Annotated in this window: 21 protein-coding genes; 10 read left to right on the forward strand and 11 right to left on the reverse strand. The window is 71.4% G+C overall.

The annotated features are described in order from the left end of the window. Positions 1 to 12: 12 nt before the first annotated feature. Entirely contained in the window at positions 13 to 594 is a 582-nt protein-coding gene (locus ACSU6M_RS21945) for a hypothetical protein (protein WP_437071579.1), read from the forward strand. A gap of 8 nt (positions 595 to 602) precedes the next feature. After that, on the forward strand, positions 603 to 1,217 hold the full coding sequence (locus ACSU6M_RS21950) for an OmpA family protein (protein ID WP_437071581.1): 615 nt from the start codon (positions 603 to 605) through the stop codon (positions 1,215 to 1,217). Positions 1,218 to 1,240: 23 nt separating this feature from the next. On the opposite strand, the gene ACSU6M_RS21955 is transcribed toward ACSU6M_RS21950, so the two are convergent. Next, positions 1,241 to 1,615, reverse strand: coding sequence for a DUF192 domain-containing protein (locus ACSU6M_RS21955; RefSeq protein ID WP_437071582.1), 375 nt, complete (start codon positions 1,613 to 1,615; stop codon positions 1,241 to 1,243). A gap of 81 nt (positions 1,616 to 1,696) precedes the next feature. Between ACSU6M_RS21955 and ACSU6M_RS21960 the strand changes: the two genes are divergently transcribed. From ACSU6M_RS21960 to ACSU6M_RS21985, 6 genes are all read left to right on the forward strand, one after another. Continuing rightward, positions 1,697 to 2,569 carry an LLM class flavin-dependent oxidoreductase gene (locus ACSU6M_RS21960; protein WP_437071583.1) on the forward strand — a complete coding sequence of 291 codons (873 nt, stop codon included), beginning with the start codon at positions 1,697 to 1,699 and terminating at the stop codon, positions 2,567 to 2,569. 52 nt (positions 2,570 to 2,621) lie between these two features. Beyond that, positions 2,622 to 3,413, forward strand: a complete 792-nt coding sequence (locus tag ACSU6M_RS21965; protein ID WP_437071584.1) for a methyltransferase domain-containing protein — start codon at positions 2,622 to 2,624, stop codon at positions 3,411 to 3,413. A gap of 674 nt (positions 3,414 to 4,087) precedes the next feature. Continuing rightward, complete coding sequence (locus ACSU6M_RS21970; RefSeq protein WP_437071586.1) at positions 4,088 to 4,861, forward strand: isoprenyl transferase; 774 nt, start codon at positions 4,088 to 4,090, stop codon at positions 4,859 to 4,861. A gap of 321 nt (positions 4,862 to 5,182) precedes the next feature. Beyond that, positions 5,183 to 6,508 carry a PhoH family protein gene (locus ACSU6M_RS21975; protein WP_437071588.1) on the forward strand — a complete coding sequence of 442 codons (1,326 nt, stop codon included), beginning with the start codon at positions 5,183 to 5,185 and terminating at the stop codon, positions 6,506 to 6,508. A 399-nt stretch (positions 6,509 to 6,907) separates the two neighbouring features. Then, a complete protein-coding gene (locus ACSU6M_RS21980; protein ID WP_437071590.1) occupies positions 6,908 to 7,618 on the forward strand; it encodes a transglycosylase SLT domain-containing protein in 711 nt (236 codons plus the stop codon). A 140-nt stretch (positions 7,619 to 7,758) separates the two neighbouring features. Then, positions 7,759 to 9,099: an AI-2E family transporter gene (locus tag ACSU6M_RS21985; protein ID WP_437071592.1), complete on the forward strand. Its 1,341-nt coding sequence runs from the start codon at positions 7,759 to 7,761 to the stop codon at positions 9,097 to 9,099. A gap of 25 nt (positions 9,100 to 9,124) precedes the next feature. Here the strand turns inward: ACSU6M_RS21985 and ACSU6M_RS21990 are convergent, their stop codons facing one another. Together ACSU6M_RS21990 and ACSU6M_RS21995 are read right to left on the reverse strand one after the other, a co-directional pair. Beyond that, the gene (locus tag ACSU6M_RS21990; protein WP_437071593.1) at positions 9,125 to 9,658 is read right to left on the reverse strand and encodes an alkyl hydroperoxide reductase; all 534 of its coding nucleotides are present in this window, start codon (positions 9,656 to 9,658) and stop codon (positions 9,125 to 9,127) included. 3 nt (positions 9,659 to 9,661) lie between these two features. Beyond that, positions 9,662 to 10,216 carry a peroxiredoxin gene (locus tag ACSU6M_RS21995; RefSeq protein WP_437071595.1) on the reverse strand — a complete coding sequence of 185 codons (555 nt, stop codon included), beginning with the start codon at positions 10,214 to 10,216 and terminating at the stop codon, positions 9,662 to 9,664. A gap of 139 nt (positions 10,217 to 10,355) precedes the next feature. Between ACSU6M_RS21995 and ACSU6M_RS22000 the strand changes: the two genes are divergently transcribed. Next, entirely contained in the window at positions 10,356 to 11,324 is a 969-nt protein-coding gene (locus tag ACSU6M_RS22000) for a LysR substrate-binding domain-containing protein (RefSeq protein ID WP_437071597.1), read from the forward strand. A 73-nt stretch (positions 11,325 to 11,397) separates the two neighbouring features. On the opposite strand, the gene ACSU6M_RS22005 is transcribed toward ACSU6M_RS22000, so the two are convergent. From ACSU6M_RS22005 to ACSU6M_RS22025, 5 genes are all read right to left on the reverse strand, one after another. Further along, positions 11,398 to 13,725, reverse strand: coding sequence for an ABC transporter permease (locus ACSU6M_RS22005; RefSeq protein WP_437071599.1), 2,328 nt, complete (start codon positions 13,723 to 13,725; stop codon positions 11,398 to 11,400). Next, positions 13,722 to 14,411 (reverse strand): ABC transporter ATP-binding protein, encoded by a 690-nt coding sequence (locus ACSU6M_RS22010; protein ID WP_437071601.1) that lies wholly within the window; start codon positions 14,409 to 14,411, stop codon positions 13,722 to 13,724. The genes ACSU6M_RS22005 and ACSU6M_RS22010 overlap by 4 nt, the downstream gene beginning before the upstream one ends. Further along, positions 14,408 to 14,935, reverse strand: a complete 528-nt coding sequence (locus tag ACSU6M_RS22015; RefSeq protein WP_437071603.1) for a PadR family transcriptional regulator — start codon at positions 14,933 to 14,935, stop codon at positions 14,408 to 14,410. The genes ACSU6M_RS22010 and ACSU6M_RS22015 overlap by 4 nt, the downstream gene beginning before the upstream one ends. 104 nt (positions 14,936 to 15,039) lie before the next feature. After that, the gene (locus tag ACSU6M_RS22020) at positions 15,040 to 15,276 is read right to left on the reverse strand and encodes a hypothetical protein (RefSeq protein ID WP_437071604.1); all 237 of its coding nucleotides are present in this window, start codon (positions 15,274 to 15,276) and stop codon (positions 15,040 to 15,042) included. After that, positions 15,273 to 16,211, reverse strand: coding sequence for an SPFH domain-containing protein (locus ACSU6M_RS22025; RefSeq protein ID WP_437071605.1), 939 nt, complete (start codon positions 16,209 to 16,211; stop codon positions 15,273 to 15,275). Before ACSU6M_RS22025 ends, ACSU6M_RS22020 begins: the two co-directional genes overlap by 4 nt. 253 nt (positions 16,212 to 16,464) lie before the next feature. On the opposite strand from ACSU6M_RS22025, the gene ACSU6M_RS22030 reads away from it, so the two are divergent. Further along, positions 16,465 to 18,771, forward strand: a complete 2,307-nt coding sequence (locus tag ACSU6M_RS22030; RefSeq protein WP_437071607.1) for a transglycosylase domain-containing protein — start codon at positions 16,465 to 16,467, stop codon at positions 18,769 to 18,771. A gap of 51 nt (positions 18,772 to 18,822) precedes the next feature. Here the strand turns inward: ACSU6M_RS22030 and ACSU6M_RS22035 are convergent, their stop codons facing one another. The 3 genes from ACSU6M_RS22035 to ACSU6M_RS22045 all read right to left on the reverse strand — a co-directional run bounded on the left by ACSU6M_RS22035 (position 18,823) and on the right by ACSU6M_RS22045 (position 23,477). Continuing rightward, positions 18,823 to 21,024 carry a SpoIIE family protein phosphatase gene (locus ACSU6M_RS22035; protein ID WP_437071608.1) on the reverse strand — a complete coding sequence of 734 codons (2,202 nt, stop codon included), beginning with the start codon at positions 21,022 to 21,024 and terminating at the stop codon, positions 18,823 to 18,825. A 280-nt stretch (positions 21,025 to 21,304) separates the two neighbouring features. Continuing rightward, entirely contained in the window at positions 21,305 to 21,997 is a 693-nt protein-coding gene (gene fomD / locus ACSU6M_RS22040) for a cytidylyl-2-hydroxypropylphosphonate hydrolase (protein ID WP_437071610.1), read from the reverse strand. Between the two features lie 82 nt (positions 21,998 to 22,079). Next, positions 22,080 to 23,477, reverse strand: coding sequence for a class II fumarate hydratase (locus ACSU6M_RS22045; RefSeq protein WP_437071612.1), 1,398 nt, complete (start codon positions 23,475 to 23,477; stop codon positions 22,080 to 22,082). Positions 23,478 to 23,805: the final 328 nt, after the last annotated feature.

Below are 23,805 nucleotides of genomic sequence, written 5' to 3' on the forward strand. Positions count from 1 at the left end.
GGAAGCGGAGTCATGAGCATGCGGTTCACAACGAAGGCCCACAGGGGGATGGTCGCAATGGCAGCTGCGGCCGGACTGGCCCTCGGCGTGGCCGGCTGCGGCGGCGGAGGCGGCGACGACAAGAAGCCGGAGCGTGCCGCGTCCGCTTCCAAGAGCACAGGATCTCGTCCCAGTGCCCAGGAAGGACAGTCCGAACAACCCTTGGCCGAGCTGAAAGGCCCAGATGGTCTGCTTCTGCAGATCACCTCGGCCACCCGTGACGGCGGTGGGTTCATCACTGTGAACGGCAACCTTAAGAACGACGGCGCCAAGGGAGTCGTCGTTCCCGCCGCCCTTAGCGGCAACGAGACCGAGATCGTTCGGAACGGCAGATCGCTCGGTGGGGCCACTCTCGTTGATTCCAAGGGCAAGAAGCGGTACTACGTGCTGCGCGACACGGACGGGCGTCCGCTGACGACCACAGGCTTCTCCATCATCAAGTCGGGCGAGACAGTGGCTGTCTTCATGCAATTCCCCGCACCCCCCACCTCCACCACCGAAGTCACCTTCCAGCTCCCCACCTTCGCCTCCGCCCCCATCCAGATCACCGGATGAGGACAGCCATGACCCCAACCCGCCTGACCCTGGCCCTCACCGCGACCACCCTTCTCCTGGCCACCACGACGCCCGCGTGGGCGGACGACAAGCCCAGCGTGCCGCCGGGTACGGAGCCGACGGCGGTGGCGCCGGTGGAGGTGGACGGGAACGATCCGGATCTGAAGCTCCCCGAGGGGGCGACGCTGGCGGAGCCGAAGGTGCTGGACATCAAGCAGGTCGTGGAGGAGGAGAGCGGCGACGAACGCCGCGAGGACACCAACGCGGACGTGAAGTTCGCCCTGCAGGCCGAGGTGCTGTTCGGCAGGGACAGCGCGAGGCTCGGCCCGGAGGCGAGGGCCCGTATCGCCGCGATCGCGGAGGAGATCCGCGCCCAGAACGCCACCAAGGTCCGCGTCTTCGGCTTCACCGACGACCTCGGCTCCTCGGCCCACGGCGACGTCCTCTCCCGGCAACGCGCCAACGCCGTCCACGCCATCCTCGACGGCACCCTCAACGACCCCGACATCACCTTCGAGGTCCGCGGCTACGGCGAGCAGTACCCCATCGCCTCCAACACCACCGAGGCCAGCCGCAAGAAGAACCGCCGGGTGGAGATCTCCTTCCCCCGCGGCGAGGGCTGAACCCGCCGGGCCCGGACGCCGGCTCAGCGGGGGCGCTCCGGCTCCACCCTGACCACCGTCCCCCGGCGGAGCCCCCAGCGCTCCATCGCCCCCGCCTCCGCCTCCAGGACATGTCGGGCGCGCGGGCGGGGCAGGCCCAGACGGTTGGGGGGCATGGTCCGTACGGAGAGGACCGTGAGGTCGCGGTCCAGGTACGCCACGTCGATGGGGATGCGCATGCCGAACGTGTGGATGCTTCCGGCGGGGGAGAGAAGGAGGGCGCCGTCGACGGCGGTCCGGCCCAGGAGGCCGCGGGTGCGGGCGCGGTAGGAGGTCGCGATCTCCAGGGGGACGGGCTCGGCGGCAGGGGCCTCCAGCAGCAGGCGTCCCCGCCCGTCCCTCCATCGGCCTCGGGTCATGCGCGGCGCCCGCCTTCCTCCCGTACTCCCCACGACCGTAAAGCAGTTGTCCGCTCCTCATCCCCCGGATAGGAAGGTTCCATGACCGAACTGGGTGCCGTCTTCCGTCCGCAGCTTCCGCCCGAGCGTCTGCGGGAGGTGGTCCGGGTCGCCGAGGACAGCGGGCTGGAGCAGCTGTGGTTGTGGGAGGACTGCTTCCTGGAAGGCGGCATCTCCACCGCCGCCGCCGCGCTCGCGTGGAGCGAGCGGGTGCGGGTCGGGGTCGGACTGCTGCCCGTGCCGCTGCGCAACGTGGCCCTCACCGCGATGGAGGTCGCCTCCCTGAACCGGATGTTCCCGGGGCGCGCGATGGTCGGCGTCGGGCACGGGGTGCAGGACTGGATGGGACAGGTGGGCGCGCGCGCCGAGTCGCCGCTGACGCTGCTGCGAGAGCATCTCGACGCGCTGCGGGCGCTGCTGCGGGGCGAGCGGGTGAGCCGGCAGGGGCGCTACGTCCGGCTCGACGGCGTCGCCCTCGACTGGCCGCCCCGGACGCCGGTCGACGTGTTCTGCGGCGCCACCGGCCCTCGTACGCTGCGCCTGTCCGGTGAGGCCGCCGACGGCACGATCCTGCACGCGGGCACGTCCCCGCAGGGCGTGCGCGCGGCCCGGCGGCTCGTCGACGAGGGGCGGGCGGCCGCCGGGCGCACCGACCGCCACCACCTCGTCGTCTATCTCGTCGCCGCCACCGGCCCCGACGCCGCCGCGCGCCTGCACGCCGAGCTGACCGCGGAGGGCGTCGCCGACGTGCCCGAGCTCGGCGCCGCGGGGGACGCCAAGGCCGTCGCCGAGGCGGTGCGGCTCGTCGCCGACGCCGGTGCCGACACCGTCGTCCTCCAGCCGACCGCGGACGAACCCGACCCCGAGGGTTTCCTCCGGTTCGTCGCCGAGGAGGTCCGGCCCCTTGTGCCCTGAGCAGCGGTGCGGGCCGGGCCGCTCAGCCCGCCCCGCCTCGCATCATCGCCCCATGACCACCCGCAGGTTCGAAGAGCTCGTCGCCGAAGGCGCCGCCGTCCCCACCGAGGGCTGGGACTTCTCCTGGTTCGAGGGGCGGGCAAGTGAGGCACGGCCTTCCTGGGGGTACGCCACCGCGCTGGCCGGGCGCCTCGCCGCGGCCGAGGCCGCGCTGGACGTCCAGACGGGCGGCGGTGAGGTGCTGGACTTCGCCCTGGCCCGCGCCTCCCGCAAGCCCGCCCGCCTCGCCGCGACCGAGGGCTGGCCGCCCAACGCCGAGAAGGCCGCCGCGCTCCTCGGGCGGCACGGCGTCGAGGTCGTGGCCGCCGCGGAGGACGCCCCGCTGCCCTTCGCGGACGGCACCTTCGACCTGGTCTCCAGCCGGCACCCGGTCCGCCCCCACTGGACCGAGATCGCCCGCGTGCTGGCACCCGGCGGCAGCTACTTCGCCCAGCACGTCGGCCCGCGCAGCGTCTTCGAGCTCGTCGAGCACTTCCTGGGGCCGCTGCCGGAGGAGGTGCGCACCGCCCGCGACCCCGAGCGCGAGCGCGCGGACGCCGAGGCCGCCGGACTGGAGGTCGTCGCGCTGCGGGCGGAGCGGCTGCGGGTCGAGTTCTACGACATCGCCGCCGTCGTGCACTTCCTGCGCAAGGTCGTCTGGATGGTGCCCGGCTTCACCGTCGAGGCGTACGAGCCGCAGCTGCGCGCGCTGCACGAGCGGATCGAGGCGGAGGGACCGTTCGTCGCCCACAGCAGCCGCCACCTGTTCGACGCCCGCAAGCCGCCCGCTGCCCGCCACGCGTAACCGGCCGGCTGCCCGCCGCGGGTAATCCGCCGCCCGCCCGCCGCACGCAAACTGCCCGCCGCACGCAAACCGTCGGCTGCCCGCCGCGTGCAAGCCCGGCTGCCCACCGCGTGCAAGCCGCCGCTTGCACCTCCCCGTGGCCTCCTCACACCTTCAGCCCCACCGCTCACCCTTTTTCCACATCGTTATCGCGAACGACTCGCAGTCGATCACCGATCTCACGTAAGTTCAGACCAAGGTAATTCGCGTGAGCAAAGCTGCGCGGGAGGCACCGCGCGGTGGAGGGGGCTGCGCGGTGCCCTGCCTTCCTCCGGCCGTCAAGTGCGCGTTCGCCGCCCCGTTAGCCCGTCGGAGGGACTCTCTCCCGGCCGTCGTACCGGCCGGTCCCGGCCGGGAAGACCTGGTGGACCGGGCGTTCCCAGGCCAGCGGCGCGTCGCCGCCCGATTCCGCAGAGTAATTGCGGCGCGCCGGTGCACGCAGCATCACTTACGAAGGGTTATGGTGGAAACCCCCCCTCGGGCCGGTCCGTCTCCCCCCCACGGACCGGCCCGTTTTTCTTGCCCGCGGCAGTACGCACCCCCCTCTCCCGCCCCTCCGGCTCTAGCCGTCCTTGAGCGGGGGTAGGCTTCGGCCTCGCGGGGACCGCATCCGCACAGGAGGGGCTGAACATCACGTGAACCTGCGCGACAAGCTGCGCGGCCTGCTCGTCAGGCTGTACACGCGCCGGGTGGAGGGCCACCTGGACCACGCTCAGGTGCCCAAGCACATCGGCGTGATCATGGACGGCAACCGCCGCTGGGCGAGGGCCGCCGGCTCCACCACTGTGCACGGTCACCGCGCCGGCGCCGACAAGGTCGGGGAGTTCCTCGGCTGGTGCGCCGAGACGGACGTCGAGGTGGTCACGCTCTGGCTGCTGTCGACCGACAACTTCGACCGCCCCGAGGACGAACTCGTCCCCCTGCTCGGCATCATCGAGGACACCGTCCGCTCCCTGGCCGCCGACGGCCGCTGGCGGGTGCACCACGTCGGCACGCGCGACCTGCTGCCCGACGGACTGCAGAAGGTCCTCAAGCACGCCGAGGAGGCCACCTCCCACGTCGACGGGATAGTCGTCAACGTCGCCATCGGCTACGGCGGCCGCCAGGAGATCGCCGACGCGGTGCGCTCGATGCTGTTCGAGGCCGGTGAGAAGGGCCTCTCCCTCGACGAGCTCGCCGAGACCGTCGACATCGACATGATCGGCCGCCACCTCTACACCGGCGCCCAGCCCGACCCGGACCTCGTCATCCGCACCAGCGGCGAACAGCGCCTGTCGGGTTTCATGCTCTGGCAGACGGCTCACTCGGAGTACTACTTCTGCGACGTCTTCTGGCCGGCCTTCCGCAAGGTCGACTTCCTGCGCGCGCTGCGCGACTACGCGGCACGTCACCGGCGTTACGGCGGCTGACGGCCCGGCGCGCCCGGCGCGGGCGGACGTACCACGCGTAACAAGGAGTTCACCGGTCCGCCGTCATATGCCCTGGCATGGCGGCGGGTGTTCGAGGGCATAAGGCAAGCAGGTCGACGCCCGAACCACGGGTGTCGGATCTCAGCGGACGGCATGGGGCCGTCCGCCCGGGAGGCCCTTTGCACCAGCCCCACCGTGCGACCCCTGCACGGCATCAGCCGCGGAGGGCCGGTTCTCGGCCCGCGGCGCAAACGGGTCGTCATAACCGGTCCAGCTCCACTTCGTCGCTCCCCGACCTCATCCGAGGGGGTACGTCCTTCCGTGGTGACCAGCGCAAAGCGCCACAAGTCAGACCGGCGCACCTATGTCCTCGACACCAGCGTCCTGCTGGCCGACCCGAACGCCCTGAGCCGCTTCGACGAGCACGAGGTCGTGCTCCCCATCGTCGTGGTCACGGAGCTGGAGGCGAAGCGGCACCATCCCGAACTCGGCTACTTCGCCCGTCAGGCGCTGCGCCTGCTGGACGACCACCGGGTGCGGTACGGCCGTCTCGACGCCCCCATCCCCACCGGTGAACTGGGCGGAACGCTCCGTGTCGAGCTCAATCACTCGGACCCCAGCGTGCTGCCCACCGGCTACCGCCTGGGGGACAACGACTCCCGCATCCTCGCGGTGGCCCGCAACCTCCAGGCCGAGGGGTACGACGTCACCGTCGTGTCGAAGGACCTGCCGCTGCGGATCAAGGCGTCCTCGGTGGGTCTCCAGGCCGAGGAGTACCGGGCCGAGCTCGCCATCACGGAGAACTCCGGCTGGACCGGGATGTCCGAACTGACCTTGCCCGCCGAGCAGGTGGACATCCTCTTCGAGGAAGGGCACGTCTACGTCCCCGAGACCGCCGACCTGCCCGTGCACACCGGTCTGACCATCCACTCCGAGCGCGGCAAGGCGCTCGGCCGGGTCACCCCGGACGGCAACGTCCGTCTGGTGCGCGGCGACCGGGAGGCGTTCGGCATCAAGGGGCGCAGCGCGGAGCAGCGGATCGCGCTCGACCTGCTGCTCGACCCGGAGGTCGGCATCGTCTCCATGGGCGGCCGGGCCGGCACCGGCAAGTCCGCGCTCGCGCTGTGCGCGGGGCTGGAGGCCGTGCTGGAGCGGCGGCAGCACCAGAAGGTGATGGTCTTCCGTCCGCTGTACGCGGTCGGCGGGCAGGAGCTGGGCTATCTGCCGGGCACCGAGGCCGAGAAGATGAGCCCGTGGGCGCAGGCCGTCTTCGACACGCTGTCCGCGGTCACCAGCCGCGAGGTCATCGAGGAGGTCACCGCGCGCGGGATGCTGGAGGTCCTGCCGCTCACCCATATCCGCGGCCGCTCCCTGCACGACGCGTTCGTGATCGTGGACGAGGCGCAGTCGCTGGAGAAGAACGTCCTGCTCACCGTTCTGTCCCGAATCGGCGCGAATTCACGGGTCGTTCTGACGCATGATGTGGCGCAAAGGGACAATCTGCGGGTCGGGCGTTACGACGGTGTGGTCGCCGTCGTGGAGAAGCTGAAGGGGCATCCGCTCTTCGCGCATGTCACCCTGACCCGGTCCGAGAGATCCCAGATCGCCGCGCTTGTGACCGAAATGCTGGAGGACGGCCAAATGTGAGCCGTTCGGCCCCGGTTGGCGCCGCCCCGCAAAGCCAGTGAGCCTAGCGGGGCGGCGCTGTCGTATGGGGGCGATCGATGAAATCCCCAGGGGCAAACCGGATGTGAGCTTTCACACGCAACGCAGAATTGCCTTGCGCCGTCCGGTTACGGCAGAGTCTCACTCCTGTCAGGCCCCGCATACGGCACACCTGTATCTGTACCCCCAGCGGTACGGGACAACTGAAGCATCAACTCCATAGCGCCGCCGTATGCCGCCCGAGCACCACGCGGCGCTCCCCGTGCGGGAGTTGCCCACCGGGCCCGTGCCTCCCGTGACCCGGTAGTGGGGAGGCCAGCGTCAGGGGCACGATTGCGTCCGCCAGGGTCACCGAAGCGGGCGATGCTGGAAGGAAACCGTGTGAGCCGGATTTCGGTCCGGGGATTCGCAGTGGCCTCGGCCACCGCGGTCACCGCTGTCGGAAGCGTCGTCGGCGTTGCCTCGGGCAGCACCGCGCAGAACAACGACGCCGAAGCGACGGCAGCCGACGCGACGCTCCTCGCGGACATCCCCGCGGGCGAATACGCCCAGGTGCAGACCGCGTCCCTGACGCAGCAGGCCGACGCGCAGGCCATCGCCGCGGACTACACCGCGAAGAAGGATGCCGAGGCGCAGGCCCGCAAGGCGGCCGCCGAGACCGCGATCGCGAAGAAGGAAGCGGCCGTCCAGGCCGCCGAGGAGGCCAAGGCCGCCAAGGAGCGCGAGGAGGCCGAGAAGCTCGCGGCCAGCCGCAGCGCCGCCCGCGCCGACGCCTCCGACTTCGCCGTCCAGAGCTCGTACAGCGTCGCCGAGGTCCAGGCCATGGCGCGGCAGATGATCCCGGGCGACCAGTTCACCTGCTTCAGCAACATCGTGGACCACGAGTCGAGCTGGAACTACCAGGCTCAGAACCCCTCCTCCGGCGCCTACGGCCTCGTGCAGGCCCTGCCCGGCTCCAAGATGGCCTCGGCCGGCGCGGACTGGCAGACGAACCCGGCCACGCAGATCAAGTGGGGCCTGAACTACATGAACGAGCGCTACGGCAGCCCCTGCGGCGCGTGGTCGTTCTGGCAGGCCAACCACTGGTACTAGGCCCTCAGGCTCGCGCGAACCCGCGCTCTCAACCTTGTGAAGCCCCTCCCCGTCTTATCGGGGAGGGGCTTTCGCCCTGTACGGTCTGATCGACGGCTCCGGGGGGAGTGGTGGGGAGAGACGGGGGAAGAGGACGGGTCATGTCGCGAGTGCCGAAGTGGCTCGGTCGGATCGGTAACGGGCTGACCGAGATGGGGCAGCGGTTGGACGAACGCCGCGCCGAGGTGGAGCAGGAGGAGGCCGAGCACAAGGCCGCCCCCGAGGACGCTCCCGCACACGTGCCCGCGCCGCCCGCGTATCAGCCCGCCGTGGGGCCGCGCCCCGACCCGGCGCAGGCCGTGCCCTGGGGAGTGCGGGTCGCCGCCGAGGCCGGGTGGCGGCTGCTGGTGCTGGCCGGCACGGTGTGGGTGCTGATGCGGGTCATCAGCGCCGTACAGCTGGTGGTGCTGGCCTTCGTCGCCGCGCTGCTGATGACCGCGCTGCTCCAGCCGAGCGTGTCCTGGCTCAGGCGGCGGGGCGTGCCGCGGGGTCTGGCCACCGCGCTCACCGCGATCCTCGGGTTCGTGGTGATGGGGCTGATCGGGTGGTTCGTGACCTGGCAGGTCATGGAGAACATCGACGACCTCTCCGACCAGGTCCAGGACGGCATCGACGAGCTGCGCCGCTGGCTGCTGGACAGCCCGTTCCATGTCACCGACAAGCAGATCAACGAGATCGCCAAGAATCTGCGCGAGGCGATCGGGGCCAACACCGATCAGATCACCTCGGCCGGTCTGGAGGGCGTCACGGTCATCGTGGAGGCGCTGACCGGCATCCTGCTGGCCGCGTTCTCGACGCTGTTCCTGCTCTACGACGGCCGGCGCATCTGGGAGTGGACGCTGAAGCTGGTCCCCGCCGCCGCCCGGCCGGGGGTGGCGGGCGCCGGTCCGCGGGCCTGGCGGACGCTGACGGCGTATGTGCGCGGCACGGTGATCGTGGCCCTCATCGACGCCATCTTCATCGGCCTGGGCATCTACTTCCTCGATGTGCCCATGGCCGTGCCGCTGGCGGTGTTCATCTTCCTGTTCGCCTTCATCCCGCTGGTCGGCGCGGTGGTCTCGGGCGCCCTCGCGGTGGTCGTGGCCCTGGTGACGCAGGGCATGTTCACGGCCGTGATGACGCTGCTCGTGGTGCTGGCCGTGCAGCAGATCGAGGGCCACATCCTGCAGCCGTTCATCCTGGGCCGCGCGGTGCGGGTGCATCCGCTGGCGATCGTGCTGTCCGTCGCCGCGGGCGGCATGGTCGCCGGGATCGGCGGCGCGGTGGTCGCGGTGCCGCTGGTGGCGGTGTCGAACACGGTGGTCGGCTATCTCCGGTCGTACTCGCAGGAACAGGCGCTGCGTCAGGCGCCGCAGCCCAGGGGCGCCACCTCGCTGGACGCCGCTCCGGTGGACGCCCCCGGCAGCCGGGAAGCCGAAGGCCCCGCTCACCCGGAGGGGTGAACGGGGCCTCGTAGAGCCTGCGAGGTCAGCCGGCGAGGACGGCCTCGGACTCGAGGGTGACACCGACGGCCTGGACCACCGAAGCGATCTTGAACGCCTCCTGGACGGTCTCGCGCTCCAGGCCCGCCTTGCGCAGCACCTGCTCGTGCGAGTCCAGGCACATGCCGCAGCCGTTGATGGCGGACACGGCGAAGGACCACAGCTCGAAGTCGACCTTGTCGACGCCGGGGTTGCCGATGACGTTCATCCGCAGACCGGCGCGCAGGTTCCCGTACTCGTGGTCCGAGAGCAGGTGGCGCGTCCGGTAGAAGACGTTGTTCATCGCCATGATCGCGGCGGCGGACTTGGCGGCCTGGTACGCCTCGGGCGTCAGGTTCGCCTTGGCCTCCGGCTCCAGCTCACGCAGCACGATGGGGGAGCGGGAGGCGATGGCGGTCGCCAGCACCGTGCCCCACAGCTGCTGCGCGGGAAGGTCGGAGTTGCCGATGACCGAGCCCAGGTTGAGCTTCAGGTCCTTGGCGTAGTCCGGTATCCGGGACTTGAGGGAGTCGAGGGACATGCCTCACTCACCGGCCAGCAGCTTGACCGGGTCCAGGGTCTCGTCGCCCTTGGTCCAGTTGCACGGGCACAGCTCGTCGGTCTGCAGGGCGTCCAGAACCCGCAGGACCTCCTTGGGGTTACGGCCGACGGAGCCGGCGGTCACCATGGAGAACTGGATCTCGTTGTTCGGGTCGACGATGAAGACGGCGCGCTTGGCGAAGCCGTCCTCGCCCTCGATGCCGAGGTCGCGCATCAGCTCGTGCTTGGTGTCGGCCAGCATCGGGAACGGCAGGTCGCGCAGGTCGTCGTGGTCCTTGCGCCAGGCGTGGTGCACGTACTCGGAGTCACCGGAGAAACCGAGGACCTGGGCGTCGCGGTCGGCGAACTCCTCGTTCAGCTTGCCGAAGGCCGCGATCTCCGTCGGGCAGACGAAGGTGAAGTCGGCGGGCCACGCGAACACGACCTTCCACTTGCCCTCGTAGGACTTGTGGTTGATCTGCTCGAACTCCTGGCCCTTCTCCAGCGAGACGCAGGCGGTCAGTTCGAACTCGGGGAACTTGTCACCGACAGTGAGCACTAGCTCTCCTTGCAGCGAAGAAACACCCCTTTTGGTGGTGTTTCCCATGGGTTGGACGATGCTGATGTTGGCACAGTGAGCATTGATTAGGGAAATAGCTACACTCGGACGTGTTGATCGGAGGTGGTTATCAGTGTCCATGAGTGCCGTCGGGGGCGTCGGGGCCGTCGGGGGCAAGCGGCGCCAGCCGAGCCTGTCCCAGTTGCGGGCTTTCGCCGCCGTCGCCGAGTATCTGCACTTCCGGGACGCGGCCGCCGCGATCGGCATGAGCCAGCCCGCCCTGTCCGGCGCGGTCTCCGCGCTGGAGGAGACGCTCGGCGTGACCCTCGTCGAGCGTACGACGCGCAAGGTGCTGCTCACGCCCGCCGGGGAACGCCTCGCGGTCCGCGCCAAGGCCGTCCTCGCCGAGGTCGGCGCGCTGCTGGAGGAGGCCGAGGCGGTCCGTGCCCCCTTCACCGGCGTCCTGCGCCTCGGTGTCATCCCCACCGTCGCGCCGTATCTGCTGCCGACGGTGCTGCGCCTGGTCCACGACCGCTACCCGCACCTCGACCTCCAGGTCCACGAGGAGCAGACCGCCAGCCTCGTCGAGGGCCTGAACACCGGCCGCCTCGACCTGCTGCTGCTCGCGGTGCCGCTGGGGGTCCAGGGCGTCACCGAACTCCCCCTCTTCGACGAGGACTTCGTCCTGGTGACGCCGCTCGACCACTGGCTCGGCGGCCGCGAGGGCATCCCCCGCGAGGCGCTGCGCGAGCTCAACCTCCTCCTCCTGGACGAGGGGCACTGCCTGCGCGACCAGGCCCTCGACATCTGCCGCGAGGCCGGCCGCGAGGACGCCGACGTCACCACGACGGCGGCCGGCCTGTCGACGCTGGTCCAGCTGGTGGCGGGCGGGCTGGGCTGCACGCTGCTGCCGCGGACGGCCGTCAAGGTGGAGACGAGCCGCAGCAATCAGTTGCTGACCGGGTACTTCGCCGAGCCCGCCCCCACCCGTCGCGTGGCGCTGGCGATGCGGGCGGGGGCGGCGCGGGGGGAGGAGTACGAGGAGCTGGCGGCCGCGTTGCGCGAGGCGTTGGGACCGCTGCCGGTGCGGGTGCTGGGACCCATCTAGGGGCGCGGGGCCGTATCCATGGGCGGCTCGGCCCACGAGACCCGCGCCCGGCAACGTATCCGCACCCACGGCGCTACTCCGTCCGCAACCCGTCCGGCCGCATCATCCTCAGCAGCGGCGGCAGGCTGAGCAGCGTCACCACCAGCACCACCCCCGCCCCGATCCCGGTCATCGCCAGCACACTCGCCCAGTCGACCCGGACCGAAGCCGCCGCCATCTTCAGCAGCACCGCACCCAGCGTCAGCCCCACCGCACAGGCCAACGCGAGGCCGAGCGCGATCGGCACCGCCGTCTGCCACAGCACCGACAGACTCAGCGTCGAGCGCCGCGTACCGAAGGCGACCAGCGACGACAGCAGCTTGCGGCGCTCGCGCAGCTGCTCCAGCTGGGAGACCAGCAGGCTCACCCCGATCAGCGCGAGCACGGCCGCCGCGCCGACGAACAGACCGGTGCGGATGGCGGAGAACTTGTTGTTCTCCTCGGTGCTCACCCAGGTCATCGGCTCGACGGACGGGTCGATCGCGGCCGCGGTGTTCCGCACGTACTCCCGCACGTCCGGCACGGACTCGTCCAGCCGCAGATACAACTGGCCGGGCACGGACGCCAGGGCCGCGGGGGGCAGCGCGCCGCGCGTCAGCAGGACGCCGCCGCGCCGGATGCCGCTGGGGTCCGTGATCGAGCGGGCTTCCTTGAGGTCGCGCGGTACGGGCCAGGCGATCGGCTTCGTTGGCTCGCCCTCGGAGCTGGGGTCGAAGTACAGCGTCCGCCCCTGCTTCACCATCACGGGCGTGTCGGTGTCGAACTCGCCGCCCCGGACGACGAAGGCGTCACCGTCCTCGCAGGAGGGCAGCGCGGCCAGCTCGCGCAGGGAGGCGCAGTCCCCGACGGTCACCGGCGCCATCTTCTCGGGGGAGTGGGCGCGTTCGCCGACATAGCCCTCGGCGAAGCCGTAGACCCGCGTGACGCCCTCGGTCGACTCGAACCGTGCCCTGGCCGTGTCGAGCGACAGCCCCTCCGGCACGCCGACCTGCATCTGGGCGCGGGAGAGGTCCTTGCCGGTGCTGCCGGAGTAGTCGTCCTCGACGCCCGCGAACAGCATCTGCAGCGCGATCGCCCCGGCCACGGCCACCGCGATGCCGTTGACCATGCGGGCGGCCGTGCCGCTGCTCAACTGAAGGCGCCGCACGGCCAGTTGCCAGGAGACGGCACCCGAGCCGAGCCGGGCGACGACGGCCTCGACGATCCACGGCAGCAGCGCGGTGATCCCGACCAGCAGGAACAGCACACCGCCGGTGACGAGGTACTGGTTGAACTCGCCGCCGTCACGGCCGTTGCCGAGCATCGGCAGCAGCAGGGCGAGGCCGGCGAGCGGCAGCAGCAGCCGCCACCACAGGCGGCGCCGCGCGGGGCGGGCGGTGCGCACCACGCCGAGCGGCTCGATCACCACCCCGCGCAGGGCGAACTGGGTGACCAGCACGGCCGCGGCCGGCACGGCGACGGCAACCAGCAGCGCGAGCAGCGGCGAGGGGGTGAGGAAACTCGGGAAGACACTGACGTCGAAGACCTCCACCGACCCGGCCCACTGCCGGCCCAGCAGGAAGAACCCGGTGCCGAAGACCAGCCCGAGCAGCGCCCCGGCCAGCGCCTCGCCCCCGGCCACCCGCCGGGTCATCCGGCTGTCGGAGCCGATCAGCCGCAGCGCCGCCAGCCGCCGGTCCCGGCGCTCGCCGCCGAACCGTACGGCCGTGGCGATGAAGACACCGACCGGCATCAGCAGCACCACCACGACGACCAGGACCAGCAGGAGCAGCACCGGGTCCATGCGCTCCGTCGACACCACCTGGTCGCCGAACCGGTCCAGCCGGATCACCCCGTCGTCGAGCCGGGACGCCAGCCCCTCGCCGCCCCGGTAGAAGGCGAGTTCGGCGGAGCCGACCAGACCGCTCTCACCGATGGTGCCGGTGATGCGCTGCGGCAGCCGCTCGCGCAGCAGCTTGGCGTCGTCCGACTCCAGCAGCCGCTTCAAGGCGGGGGAGACGACCATCTCGTCGGGGCCGGGGAACGTCGTCAGGCCCGGCGGCAGCGGGGCACGCGGCCCCTCGGGCTCCAGCGCCCGGCCGCGTACGTCCTGGTCGCGGAAGGTCGTGTCGACGGTGTCCACCAGCACGGTGGCGTCGCTCCGCTCGGGCTCCGTCCGGTTGAAGCCCATGTCGGAGCGGGCGTTGCCGCGTTCGTCGCGTGCCGCCAGCGCGTTCGGGATCGCCGTGGTCAGCAGCAGCACCGCCACACCGAGCCCGACGCCGACGGCCGTCAGTAGAGTGCGGATCCACCCCTCGCGCCCGCCGGTGAACGCGAACCGGAACCCCAGCGCCAGGTCCCGCAACCAGTGCCGCAGGTTCATACGATCCGCTCCATGTCCCGCGACCGGCCGTCGCGTACGACGATCTCGCGGTCGGAGTAGGCGGCGACCCGTGCCTCGTGCGTGACGAGCACGACGGCCGCGTTGGTCGAGCGTGCCGCGTCGGTCAGCAGCTCCATCACCCGCTCGCCGTTGAGGGAGTCGAGCGCGCCGGTCGGCTCGTCGGCGAACAGCACGCGGGGGCCGGTCACCAGCGCCCGCGCCACCGCGACGCGCTGGCCCTGGCCGCCGGAGACCTCACCGGGCCGCTTGCCCGCGATGTCGTCGACCTCCAGACGGGCCATCCACTCGCGTGCCGTGCGCTCGGCGGCCCTGCGGGAGGTGCCGTTCAGCCGCAGCGGCAGCGCCACGTTCTCCACACAGCTCAGCTCCGGCACCAGCTGCCCGAACTGGAACACGAACCCGAACTCGGTGCGCCGGAGGGCACTGCGCTCGGCGTCGCCCATGGTGGCCATCTCGCGCCCCGCGTACCGGATCGACCCGGCGTCCGGGGTGACGATCCCGGCGAGGCAGTGCAGCAGCGTCGACTTGCCGGAGCCGGAGGGACCCATGACGGCGACGACCTCGCCGGGGTGGATGGAGAAGCCGGCGCCGTCCAGCGCCGTCGTCGGACCGTACGTCTTGCGCAGCCCCTCGGCCACGAGCAGCGCACCGGCGGGGGCGCTCATGCGGTCACCACCGTCTGGGCGAGCTTGTCCAGGCGGGCGGCGGTCAGCTCCAGCCAGCGCAGGTCCGCCTCCAGATGGAACAGGGCGTGGTCGCAGATCAGCTGGTCCGCGAGGTCCCCCTTGCGCTTGCGGTCGGTGAGGATCCGCATCATCCGCAGGTGCTCGGCGCGCTGGGTGTCGAGGATCTCGGCCGCGTTGCGGTGGGTGAGCAGGGCCAGGACGACCTTGGTGTACAGGGTCGACTGGAGGTAGGGCTCGGGCTTCTCCGGGGTGGCGAGCCACTGCTCGACGTCGGTGATCCCGGCGTCGGTGATGGCGTACCGCTTGCGCTCGGGGCCGCCGCCGGGCTCGATGCCGTCGACCTCGACGAGGCCGTTCTTCAGCAGTCGGGACATCGTCGAGTAGACCTGGCCGTAGTGGAGCGGCCGGTCCTGACCGAACTTCGCGTCGAAGGCGCGCTTGAGGTCGTAGCCGTGGCGCGGGCCTGACTCGAGCAGGCCGAGAAGGGTGTGACCGATGGACATGCCAGCACTGTACACACCGCGTATACGCGGCATGTATACGCCGTGTGTACAGTGGATGCCTCGGAGTGTGCCGGCCCAGGTCAGGGCCTTGTGTCACAGTTCTGCTACTCGGCCCGCGGGGGGCGGCCCCGGCGCGGGATCGGGCCCGCCTCGCCGGGCAGCCGGCCGGCCTCGGCCAGCGCCCTGCGCAGCAGGAACTCGATCTGCGCGTTGGCCGACCGCAGCTCGTCGCCGGCCCATCGGGCCAGCGCCTCGTACACCAGCGGGTCCAGTCGCAGCAGCACCTGCTTGCGCTGCTGCGGCCGCCGCCGGGGAGCGGGCCCTTCCGGAGCGTCCGTCACTGGTAGAGGGTCCCCGTGTTCAGGACCGGCTGGGCCGAGCGGTCCCCGCACAGCACCACCATCAGGTTCGACACCATCGCCGCCTTCCTCTCCGGGTCGAGCTCCACGATGTCCTGCTCCTCGATCCGCGCGATCGCCGCCTCGACCATGCCGACCGCGCCGTCCACGATCTGCCGCCGGGCCGCGACGACCGCCCCGGCCTGCTGCCGCTGGAGCATCGCGGAGGCGATCTCGGGAGCGTACGCGAGGTGCGTGAAGCGGGACTCGATGATCTGCACACCGGCCGCCTCCACACGCGCGCGCAGTTCGACGGCGAGCTTCTCGGTGATCTCCTCGGCGTTGCCGCGCAGCGACAGGCCGTCCTCGTCGTGGGCGTCGTAGGGGTACTCGATGGCGATGTGGCGGACCGCCGCCTCGGTCTGGGTGGAGACGAACTCGATGTAGTCGTCGACCTCGAAGGTGGCCTGCGCGGTGTCCTCGACCCGCCACACCACGACCGCGGCCAGCTCGATCGGGTTGCCGTAGGCGTCGTTGACCTTCAGCACGGCGGTCTCGTGGTTGCGTACGCGGGTGGAGATCTTGGTGCGCGAGGTGAGCGGGTTCACCCAGCGCAGGCCGTCCTGCCGGATCGTGCCCCGGTAGCGCCCGAAGAGCTGGACGACCCGGGCCTCGCCGGGCGCCACCATGTTCAGCCCGCACATCGCGAGGAACGCGGCGAGCCCGACGAGGACGCCGCCCACGATGAGCCCGGCCTTGGCGTCGGTCGCCGTGGCGGCCGTGGCGGCGACGATCATGCCGACGCCGCCCAGCAGTCCGAGCAGGCCCAGCAGCAGCGCCAGTCCGCCGCCGATGCTGTGCGCGGCGAACTCTCTCACCCGCGGTGCCGGCAGCTCGGGTACGTCGGCGGTGGGCGGGGTGGCGGTGGGTGTGGACATGGGGATCCCCCGATCTCGTACAGGAAGCCGTCGGTCGTTAGCTTCGTTCTAGCTAAGTGATAGCACTTTATCCCGCCGCGGCAACCCTGCGCACCCCTCGTACGTCGGTTCCCATGGAGCGGGTGCTGATTGTCACGTCCGTAAAGGACCGGATCGGACGGACTTGGTCACATAAACCGGTGTTAGCTTTCTGAGCTGACCTGATCCAGCGCACGTGTGTGACATCCGAGAGCGAAGCGGAGCAGACGGACTGATGGGACGAGCGGAAGAGAGACGAGCGCGACAGCGCGGTGGCCGCCGCGCTGCGCCGGGACGCCGCCGTTCGTCGCGGGCGGCTGAGCGGCCGAGCGGCATACGCCGGTTCTTCACCTGGAAGAAGATCCTCGGCACGTTCCTCGGGGTGTGCCTACTCGGCATCGGCGCCTTCGTCGTCCTCTACATGGTCGTCGACGTGCCCAAGGGCAACCCGGCCGCCCAGCGCCAGAGCAACATCTACAAGTTCAGCGACGGCACCGTGCTGGCCCGCGACGGCGAGGTCAACCGCGAGATCGTGGACCTCGCCAAGATCCCGGAGCCCGTCCAGAAGACGTTCGTCGCCGCCGAGAACAAGTCCTTCTACCAGGACTCCGGCGTCGACCTGAAGGGCACCGCCCGCGGTCTGCTCAACACCGTCACCGGCAAGGGCAAGCAGGGCGGCTCGACGATCACCCAGCAGTACGTCAAGAACTACTACCTCAGCCAGGAGCAGACGGTCAGCCGCAAGCTCAAGGAGCTGGTGATCTCGCTCAAGGTCGACCGCAAGATGTCCAAGGACGACATCCTCGCCGGCTACATCAACACCAGCTACTACGGCCGCGGCGCCTACGGCATCCAGGCCGCCGCCCAGGCGTACTACCGCGTCGACGCCGAGGACCTCAGCGTCGCCCAGGGCGCCTATCTCGCCGCGCTGCTCCAGGCGCCCAGCCAGTACGACTGGGCGGTGGCCTCGGACACCGGCAAGAAGCTCGTGCAGAACCGCTGGAACTACGTCCTGGACAACATGGTCGAGGAGGACTGGCTGGACTCCTCCGAGCGGGCGTCCCTGACGTTCCCGGTGCCGAAGGAACCCAGGCCCACGCCCGGCCGCGAGGGCCAGAAGGGCTATCTGATCGACCTCGCCAACCGGCAGCTGGAGGACCGGCTGATGGCCGAGGAGGGCATCACCCGCTCCGAGGCGGCGGCCCAGGTCGACCAGCAGGGCTGGACCATCACCCTGAACATCGACCCCAAGAAGCAGGCCGCGCTGGAGAAGGCCGTCAGGACCGAGCTGCTCGCCGAGCTCGACCCCGAGGAGCGCGCGGTCGACGCCGACGTCCAGCCGGGCGCGGTCTCCGTCGACCCCAGGACCGGCAAGATCGTCGCCCTGTACGGCGGCCGCGACTACTTCAAGCACTACCTGAGCAACGCCACCAACCGCAGGTACCAGCCCGCCTCCACCTTCAAGCCGGTCATCCTGGCCGCCGCCCTGGAGGAGGGCGCGGAGACCCAGGACGGCGAACCGATCACCGCGAGCACCGTCTACGACGGCGACAGCCGCCGCCCGGTCGTGGACGACGGCCGCGAGGTCGGCTTCGCCCCGGAGAACGAGGACGACGAGGACTACGGCGACATCACGGTCCAGACCGCGATGAACAAGTCCGTGAACTCGGTGTTCGCCCAGATGGGTGTCGACGTCGGGATGGACACCGTCATGGAGACGGCGAAGAACCTGGGCATGGACACCGAGGGCATGCAGGCCGTGCCCGCCCAGACCCTCGGCTCCATGGGCGCCAGCCCGCTGGAGATGGCCGGCATCTACGCCACCCTCGCCAACCACGGCGAGAAGGTCACCCCGACCATCATCAAGTCGGCGTCCAAGAAGGGCCGCACGGTCCAGATCCCCGACCCCGTCGGCGAACAGGTCGTCAGCCGCAACACCGCCGACGCCGTCACCTCCGTCCTCACCGGCGTGGTCGACGACGGTACGGCCCGGCGCTCGGTCCGCGACAACCCGATGCGCGAGGGCCAGCAGGTCGCCGGCAAGACGGGCACCTCCGACGACAACAAGTCCGCCTGGTTCGTCGGCTACACCCCGAACCTCGTCACCTCCGTCGCTCTGTTCGGCGAGGACGACAAACCCCCGCACCCCCAGGTCCCGATGTACGAGGCCGGCGGCGAGCCCCGCGTCAACGGCGGCGGCTTCCCCGCGGAGATCTGGGCCGCGTACACCTTCGGTGTCATGACCGAGGTCACCGACTTCGACCTGGAGACCGACATGGGCGCCGCGGTCGAGCCCACCTGGACGCCTTCGAGGACGCCGTCACAGACACCCAGCGAGACCCCGTCCGAGGAGCCGACGACCCAGGCCCCCACGACCAAGGCCCCCACCACCGCGCCCCCCACCCGGACGCCCACGACCCAGCCCCCGACCACCCGGCCCCCGACCACCCCGCCGCCCACCACCACGCCCCCGCCGACGACGGCCTCGCCGACGGAGGACATCCCGGAGGACCCGGAGGAGCCCGGCGTCCTGGAGGAGTAGGACACGAAAAGGGAGCCCGGCACCTTCGAGGTGCCGGGCTCCCGCAGGTCCTCACCCCCGGTTCAGCTCGAACCACACCACCTTGCCCGTGCTCAACCGGGTGGCCCCCCACCGGCGCGCCAGCTTGTTGACGAGGTACAGCCCCCGCCCGCCCTCGTCCGTGGCGCGAGCCTGCCTCAGCCGTGGCAACTGCGGCACGTCGTCGATCACTTCGCACCGCAGCACATCCGTCCGCAGCAGACGCAGCGTCACCGGCTTCGAGGCATAGCGCACCGCATTCGTCACCACCTCGCTCACCAGCAGCTCCACGGCGTCGGTCAGCTCCTCCAGCCCCCACCGGGCCAGCGCCCCCCGCGCCAGCCGCCGGGCACGGCCGGGCGCCGCGTCCTCCGGCTCAAGGAACCAGTGCGCCACATCGCTGGGTGCGATCCCGTCGAACCGCGCGGCGAGCAGCGCGATGTCGTCGTCCCGGTCCCCCGGCCCCAGCATGTCCAGCACCTCGTCGCACAGCGCCTCCAGCGGCGGCGGATGATCCGGCCCCGTCAGCTGCGCCGTCGCCGCCAGCCGCTCCCGCAGCTGCTCTATGCCGGTCCACACGTCCCGCAGCCGGGACTCCACCAGTCCGTCGGTGTACAGCAGCAGCGTCGCCCCGGCCGGCGCGTCCAGCTCCACCGCCTCGAAGTCGACCCCGCCCACACCGATCGGCGCGCCCGGCGGCACCCGCAGCACCTCGGCCCGGCCGCCCAGATGCAGCAGCACCGGCGGCGGATGCCCGGCGTTGGCGATGGTGATGCGATGCGAGACCGGGTCGTAGACGGCGTACAGACAGGTCGCCATCCGGTCGGTGCCCAGCCGCTGCGCCTGCTCGTCGAGGTGGTGCAGCACCTCCTGCGGCGGCAGGTCAAGCCCGGCCAGCGTCTGAGCGGTCGTCCGCAGCTGGCCCATGATCGCCGCCGAGGTCATGGAGTGCCCCATGACGTCACCGACCACCAGCGCCACCCGCGACCCCGGCAGCGGGATCGCGTCGTACCAGTCGCCGCCCACCCGCGCGGTCTCGGCGGCCGGGAGGTAGCGGGAGGCCAGACGGACGCCCGTGGGGCGCGGCAGGGTCTCCGGGAGCATGGTGCGCTGCAGCTCGTCGGCGATGTACGCCTCCCGCCCGTACAGCACCGCCTTGTCGATACCCAGCGCGCTGTGCGTGGCGAGCTGGGCGGCGACCAGCAGGTCGTCGGTCTCGAACGGGATGCGCTCGGGGCGGCGCAGGAACACGGCCGCGCCGATCACCCGGCGCCGGCCGCGCAGCGGGGCGAGGATCGCCCGGCGGCCGCCGGGGACCAGCGACTCGCCGTCGTCGCCGAGGAGTTCGGGCAGCGCGGCACGGGCCGCGGGCGCGTCCGCGAACACCGGTCGCACCCCGCGCAGCACCTCCGCGAGCGCCCCGCCGGGCCGCACCTCGCACAGCTCGGCCGTGGACGAGGACAGGTCGGCCGGTTCCGGTGCCTGCGCGGGCAGGAACCCGCCGTCGGTGTCCCGTTCCTCCGGGATCCGGTCGGTGCGCCGCAGCCGCAGCACCACCGGGCCGGTGGGCCGCTCGTCGCCCACCGGCAGCGGGTCGCGCAGATACACCAGGATGGCGTCCGCGAAGGTCGGCACGGTCGCCCGGCACAGCCCCATCACGATCTCGTCGAGGTCGATGCCGCGGGCGATCCGCCGGGTCGCCGCGCCCACGAAACGCAGCCGGTCCCCGTCGCGCCGCATCGGCGTCGGCCTTCCGCCGGGCACACCGGTGCCGCTGCGCCGCTCCTGTCCACCGGGTCCGCGGCCGCCGCCGTCCGGCTCGGGCCGGCCGGAGCCCGGCTGTCCGATGCCCGGCTGCTGTCCGATGCCGGACTGTTGCCCGTTGCCCGGCTGTCCGAGGCCCGGCTGTCCGTTGCCCGGCTGGGCGGGGATCGCCTCGGGGGCGGGGCGCGGGCGGTGGGTGCCGGTCTCGGCGGCGGCCGGCTGCGAGTGCTCCGGGCCGCTGCCGTCGCCGGGCGGCACGGACGGGCCCGCCGGGTTCTCGCCGGAACGGGTCGATGAGCCCGCCGGCGGACCGTCGCCGGAGCCGGAGCGGGCCTGGGGCGGTAACGCGGAACCGGGGGTCCGGCCCGAGGCCGGGGTATGCAGGAGCGCCCCGCGGGGGTCCGCGGGGTCGACGCCCGCCTGGGGGCGTTCATAGGAGGTGGGATTCTCCGTCACGCGTATGAAATCCATCCGTCCGGGGCTGCTCGCCGCGCGCGCAGCTCGTCCCGCAGGAATTCCGATACCCGGAATACGTGCCCCAGGAACGGATTTCCCGCGTGGTCAGCGGCTGTTGCCGTACCACCGGCGGACCTGCCGCGGCCCGCACGGGTGTTGCCGTCGTACCGCTCGCTCACGCCCTGCCGCCCCTCGGTGACATCCGGTCAGATTCGCTGCGCGCTCCAGGAGTTGCCCCCGCGCGCCCTTGCGGAGGACGATCCTACGTTTCGTGCCCGGGGGCGCATCAAGGGTCTCATGAGGACACGTGCGCGGGCGTACGGTCCCAGTCGTCCGGGAGTGACGGTACCGCCCAGGACGGATCCGGGCGCCAGTTCTGCCAGCCGTCCTTGTACGGCGCACCCCAGGCGCGGATCACCTCGACCGCGTCCCGGCCCGCCGCCCGCACCCGCTCGGCCAGCTCGGCGTCCACCAGTCCGTCGCGCTGCGCCTGGGCGAACTCGTCCTCGTCCCGCCAGTGCCAACTGCGGTCCGGGTGCACTGAGATGTCCAGGAAGTGGTCCTCGGAGTCCACCCCGCCCGGCCAACGCAGCAGCGGCTCCTCAAGGTTGACGTACCAGTTCTTGAACCGCCAGCCGCGCTCCCAGAACAGCCACACCGACCAGGGCCGCCCCGGCTGGGCCAGCTTCAGCACGCCCGTGCCGAACCACCGGTCGCGCTGCACCGTCCGCGGCTTGGTGTAGCGCGACCGCAGCGGCTCGACGTGGACGGGTGTGCCGTCGGCCAGCACCGGCTTCACACACTCGGTGCCGGGCGCCAGCCATACGGCGAGCAGGTCGGCGTCGTCGCGCACGACGGTGACGGGACGCGCGATATGGAACCCCTCGCCGGCGTTCTCCCGGTACCGCCACAGGATCTGACTCCCGGGCGCCCAGAAGGCCGTCGAACCGTCCGCCGTCCCGTGTCTCATCGTCTCACCGTCTGCCATGCACAGATATTAGGTGTCCCGCTGGTACGACGCGGCCTGCGCGCCACGGTTCGCGCCCTGGGACACCTGCGCGCGACGACGGTCACGGATGCGTCATACGCAGCACGTCCAGCGCTTCGTCGAGCTGCTCCGCGGTGAGGTCGCCGCGCTCGACGTAACCGCCCTCCAGCACCACTTGACGGATCGTCTTGCGTTCCGCGAGCGACTTCTTGGCCACCTTCGCGGCCTCCTCGTAGCCGATGTACTTGTTCAGCGGCGTCACCACGGACGGCGAGGACTCGGCGTACTCGCGCGCCCGTTCGCGGTTCGCGGTGATGCCGTCCACGGTCCGGTCGGCCAGCAGCCGGGAGACGTTGGCCAGCAGCCGCACCGACTCCAGGACGTTGCGGGCGATCACCGGCAGCATCACGTTCAGCTCGAAGTTCCCGGCGGCACCGGCCGCGGCCACGGTGGCGTCGTTGCCGGTGACCTGTGCGGCGACCATCAGCACCGCCTCCGGGATCACCGGGTTGACCTTGCCCGGCATGATCGAGGAGCCCGGCTGGAGGTCGGGCAGGGCGATCTCGGCGAGGCCGGTGCGCGGCCCCGACGCCATCCACCGCAGATCGTTGGCGATCTTGGTCAGTCCGACCGCGACGGTCCTGAGCTGCCCGCTGGTCTCCACGATCCCGTCCCGGGCGCCCTGCGCCTCGAAATGGTTGCGCGCCTCGGTCAGCGGCAGCCCGGTGGCCCGCGCGACCTCCTCGATGACGGCGGCGGAGAAGCCGGGCGGCGTGTTGATCCCGGTGCCCACCGCCGTACCGCCGAGCGGCAGTTCGGCGAGCCGGGGCAGGGAGGCACGGAGCCGCTCGACGCCGTGGCGCACCTGGGCGGCGTACCCGCCGAACTCCTGCCCCAGCGTGACGGGCGTGGCGTCCATCAGATGCGTACGCCCCGACTTCACCACATCGGCGAACTCCTCGGCCTTGCGCTCCAGGGCCGCCGCCAGATGCTCCAGGGCCGGGATCAGATCGCGGGTGACGGCGGCGGTGGCCGCGATGTGGATGGAGGAGGGAAAGACGTCGTTGGACGACTGCGAGGCGTTGACGTGGTCGTTCGGGTGCACGTCCCGCCCGAGCCGCTCGCTCGCCAGGGTCGCGATCACCTCGTTGGTGTTCATGTTGGACGAGGTCCCCGACCCGGTCTGGAACACGTCGACCGGGAAGTGCTCGTCCCAGCGCCCCTCGGCGACCTCCGCGGCCGCCTCCTGGATCGCCCCGGCGATCTCCTCGTCCAGCACCCCCAGCTCGGCGTTGACCTTGGCCGCCGCCGCCTTGATCCGCGCCAGCGCCTCGATGTGCGCCCGCTCGATCCGCTGCCCCGAGACGGGGAAGTTCTCGACCGCCCGCTGCGTCTGCGCCCGCCACTTCGCGTGCGCCGGCACCCGCACCTCGCCCATCGAGTCGTGCTCGATCCGATACCCCTGCTCTTCCTCGGCCACTGCCGATCACCTCCACCTCTCACAGCATCCGGGACGTGACAGCTGTTCCCCACGCGCGCGGATCTTCACCGCCGGAGAATCGACACAGCGGGCGGCACCCAAGGGACCAGGAGGCAGATCAGCTCGTCCTCGCCGCACCCGCGGACCCGCGGACCCGCGGATCCGCTTCACGGACGACGGGGAGTACCAGCCCCTGGACTTCGATCTCGGAGGATGAACTGCATTCGCCGCCGGGCCGGCACGGCTGAGGCGGGGTCGGCCGCTCCCAGCCCGTCGGCCGGCACGGCTGAGGCGGGATCGGCCACTCCCAGCTCGTTGGGCCGGCACG

Source organism: Streptomyces sp. enrichment culture (assembly GCF_964272895.1).
In the GTDB taxonomy this organism is placed as follows: Bacteria; Actinomycetota; Actinomycetes; order Streptomycetales; family Streptomycetaceae; genus Streptomyces.

Bases quoted from the DNA above. Each gene is read 5' to 3' on its own strand.
- ACSU6M_RS22010 (WP_437071601.1), bottom strand. From the start codon at position 14,411: ATGAGCGCCCCCGCCGGTGCGCTGCTCGTGGCCGAGGGGCTGCGCAAG.
- fomD (WP_437071610.1), bottom strand. From the start codon at position 21,997: ATGGCAGACGGTGAGACGATGAGACACGGGACGGCGGACGGTTCGACG.
- ACSU6M_RS22000 (WP_437071597.1), top strand. From the start codon at position 10,356: ATGAGTGCCGTCGGGGGCGTCGGGGCCGTCGGGGGCAAGCGGCGCCAG.
- ACSU6M_RS22030 (WP_437071607.1), top strand. From the start codon at position 16,465: ATGGGACGAGCGGAAGAGAGACGAGCGCGACAGCGCGGTGGCCGCCGC.
- ACSU6M_RS21985 (WP_437071592.1), top strand. From the start codon at position 7,759: ATGTCGCGAGTGCCGAAGTGGCTCGGTCGGATCGGTAACGGGCTGACC.
- ACSU6M_RS21945 (WP_437071579.1), top strand. From the start codon at position 13: ATGAGCATGCGGTTCACAACGAAGGCCCACAGGGGGATGGTCGCAATG.
- ACSU6M_RS22015 (WP_437071603.1), bottom strand. From the start codon at position 14,935: ATGTCCATCGGTCACACCCTTCTCGGCCTGCTCGAGTCAGGCCCGCGC.
- ACSU6M_RS21960 (WP_437071583.1), top strand. From the start codon at position 1,697: ATGACCGAACTGGGTGCCGTCTTCCGTCCGCAGCTTCCGCCCGAGCGT.
- ACSU6M_RS22005 (WP_437071599.1), bottom strand. From the start codon at position 13,725: ATGAACCTGCGGCACTGGTTGCGGGACCTGGCGCTGGGGTTCCGGTTC.
- ACSU6M_RS21950 (WP_437071581.1), top strand. From the start codon at position 603: ATGACCCCAACCCGCCTGACCCTGGCCCTCACCGCGACCACCCTTCTC.
- ACSU6M_RS22025 (WP_437071605.1), bottom strand. From the start codon at position 16,211: ATGTCCACACCCACCGCCACCCCGCCCACCGCCGACGTACCCGAGCTG.
- ACSU6M_RS22035 (WP_437071608.1), bottom strand. From the start codon at position 21,024: ATGGATTTCATACGCGTGACGGAGAATCCCACCTCCTATGAACGCCCC.
- ACSU6M_RS21965 (WP_437071584.1), top strand. From the start codon at position 2,622: ATGACCACCCGCAGGTTCGAAGAGCTCGTCGCCGAAGGCGCCGCCGTC.
- ACSU6M_RS21955 (WP_437071582.1), bottom strand. From the start codon at position 1,615: ATGACCCGAGGCCGATGGAGGGACGGGCGGGGACGCCTGCTGCTGGAG.
- ACSU6M_RS21990 (WP_437071593.1), bottom strand. From the start codon at position 9,658: ATGTCCCTCGACTCCCTCAAGTCCCGGATACCGGACTACGCCAAGGAC.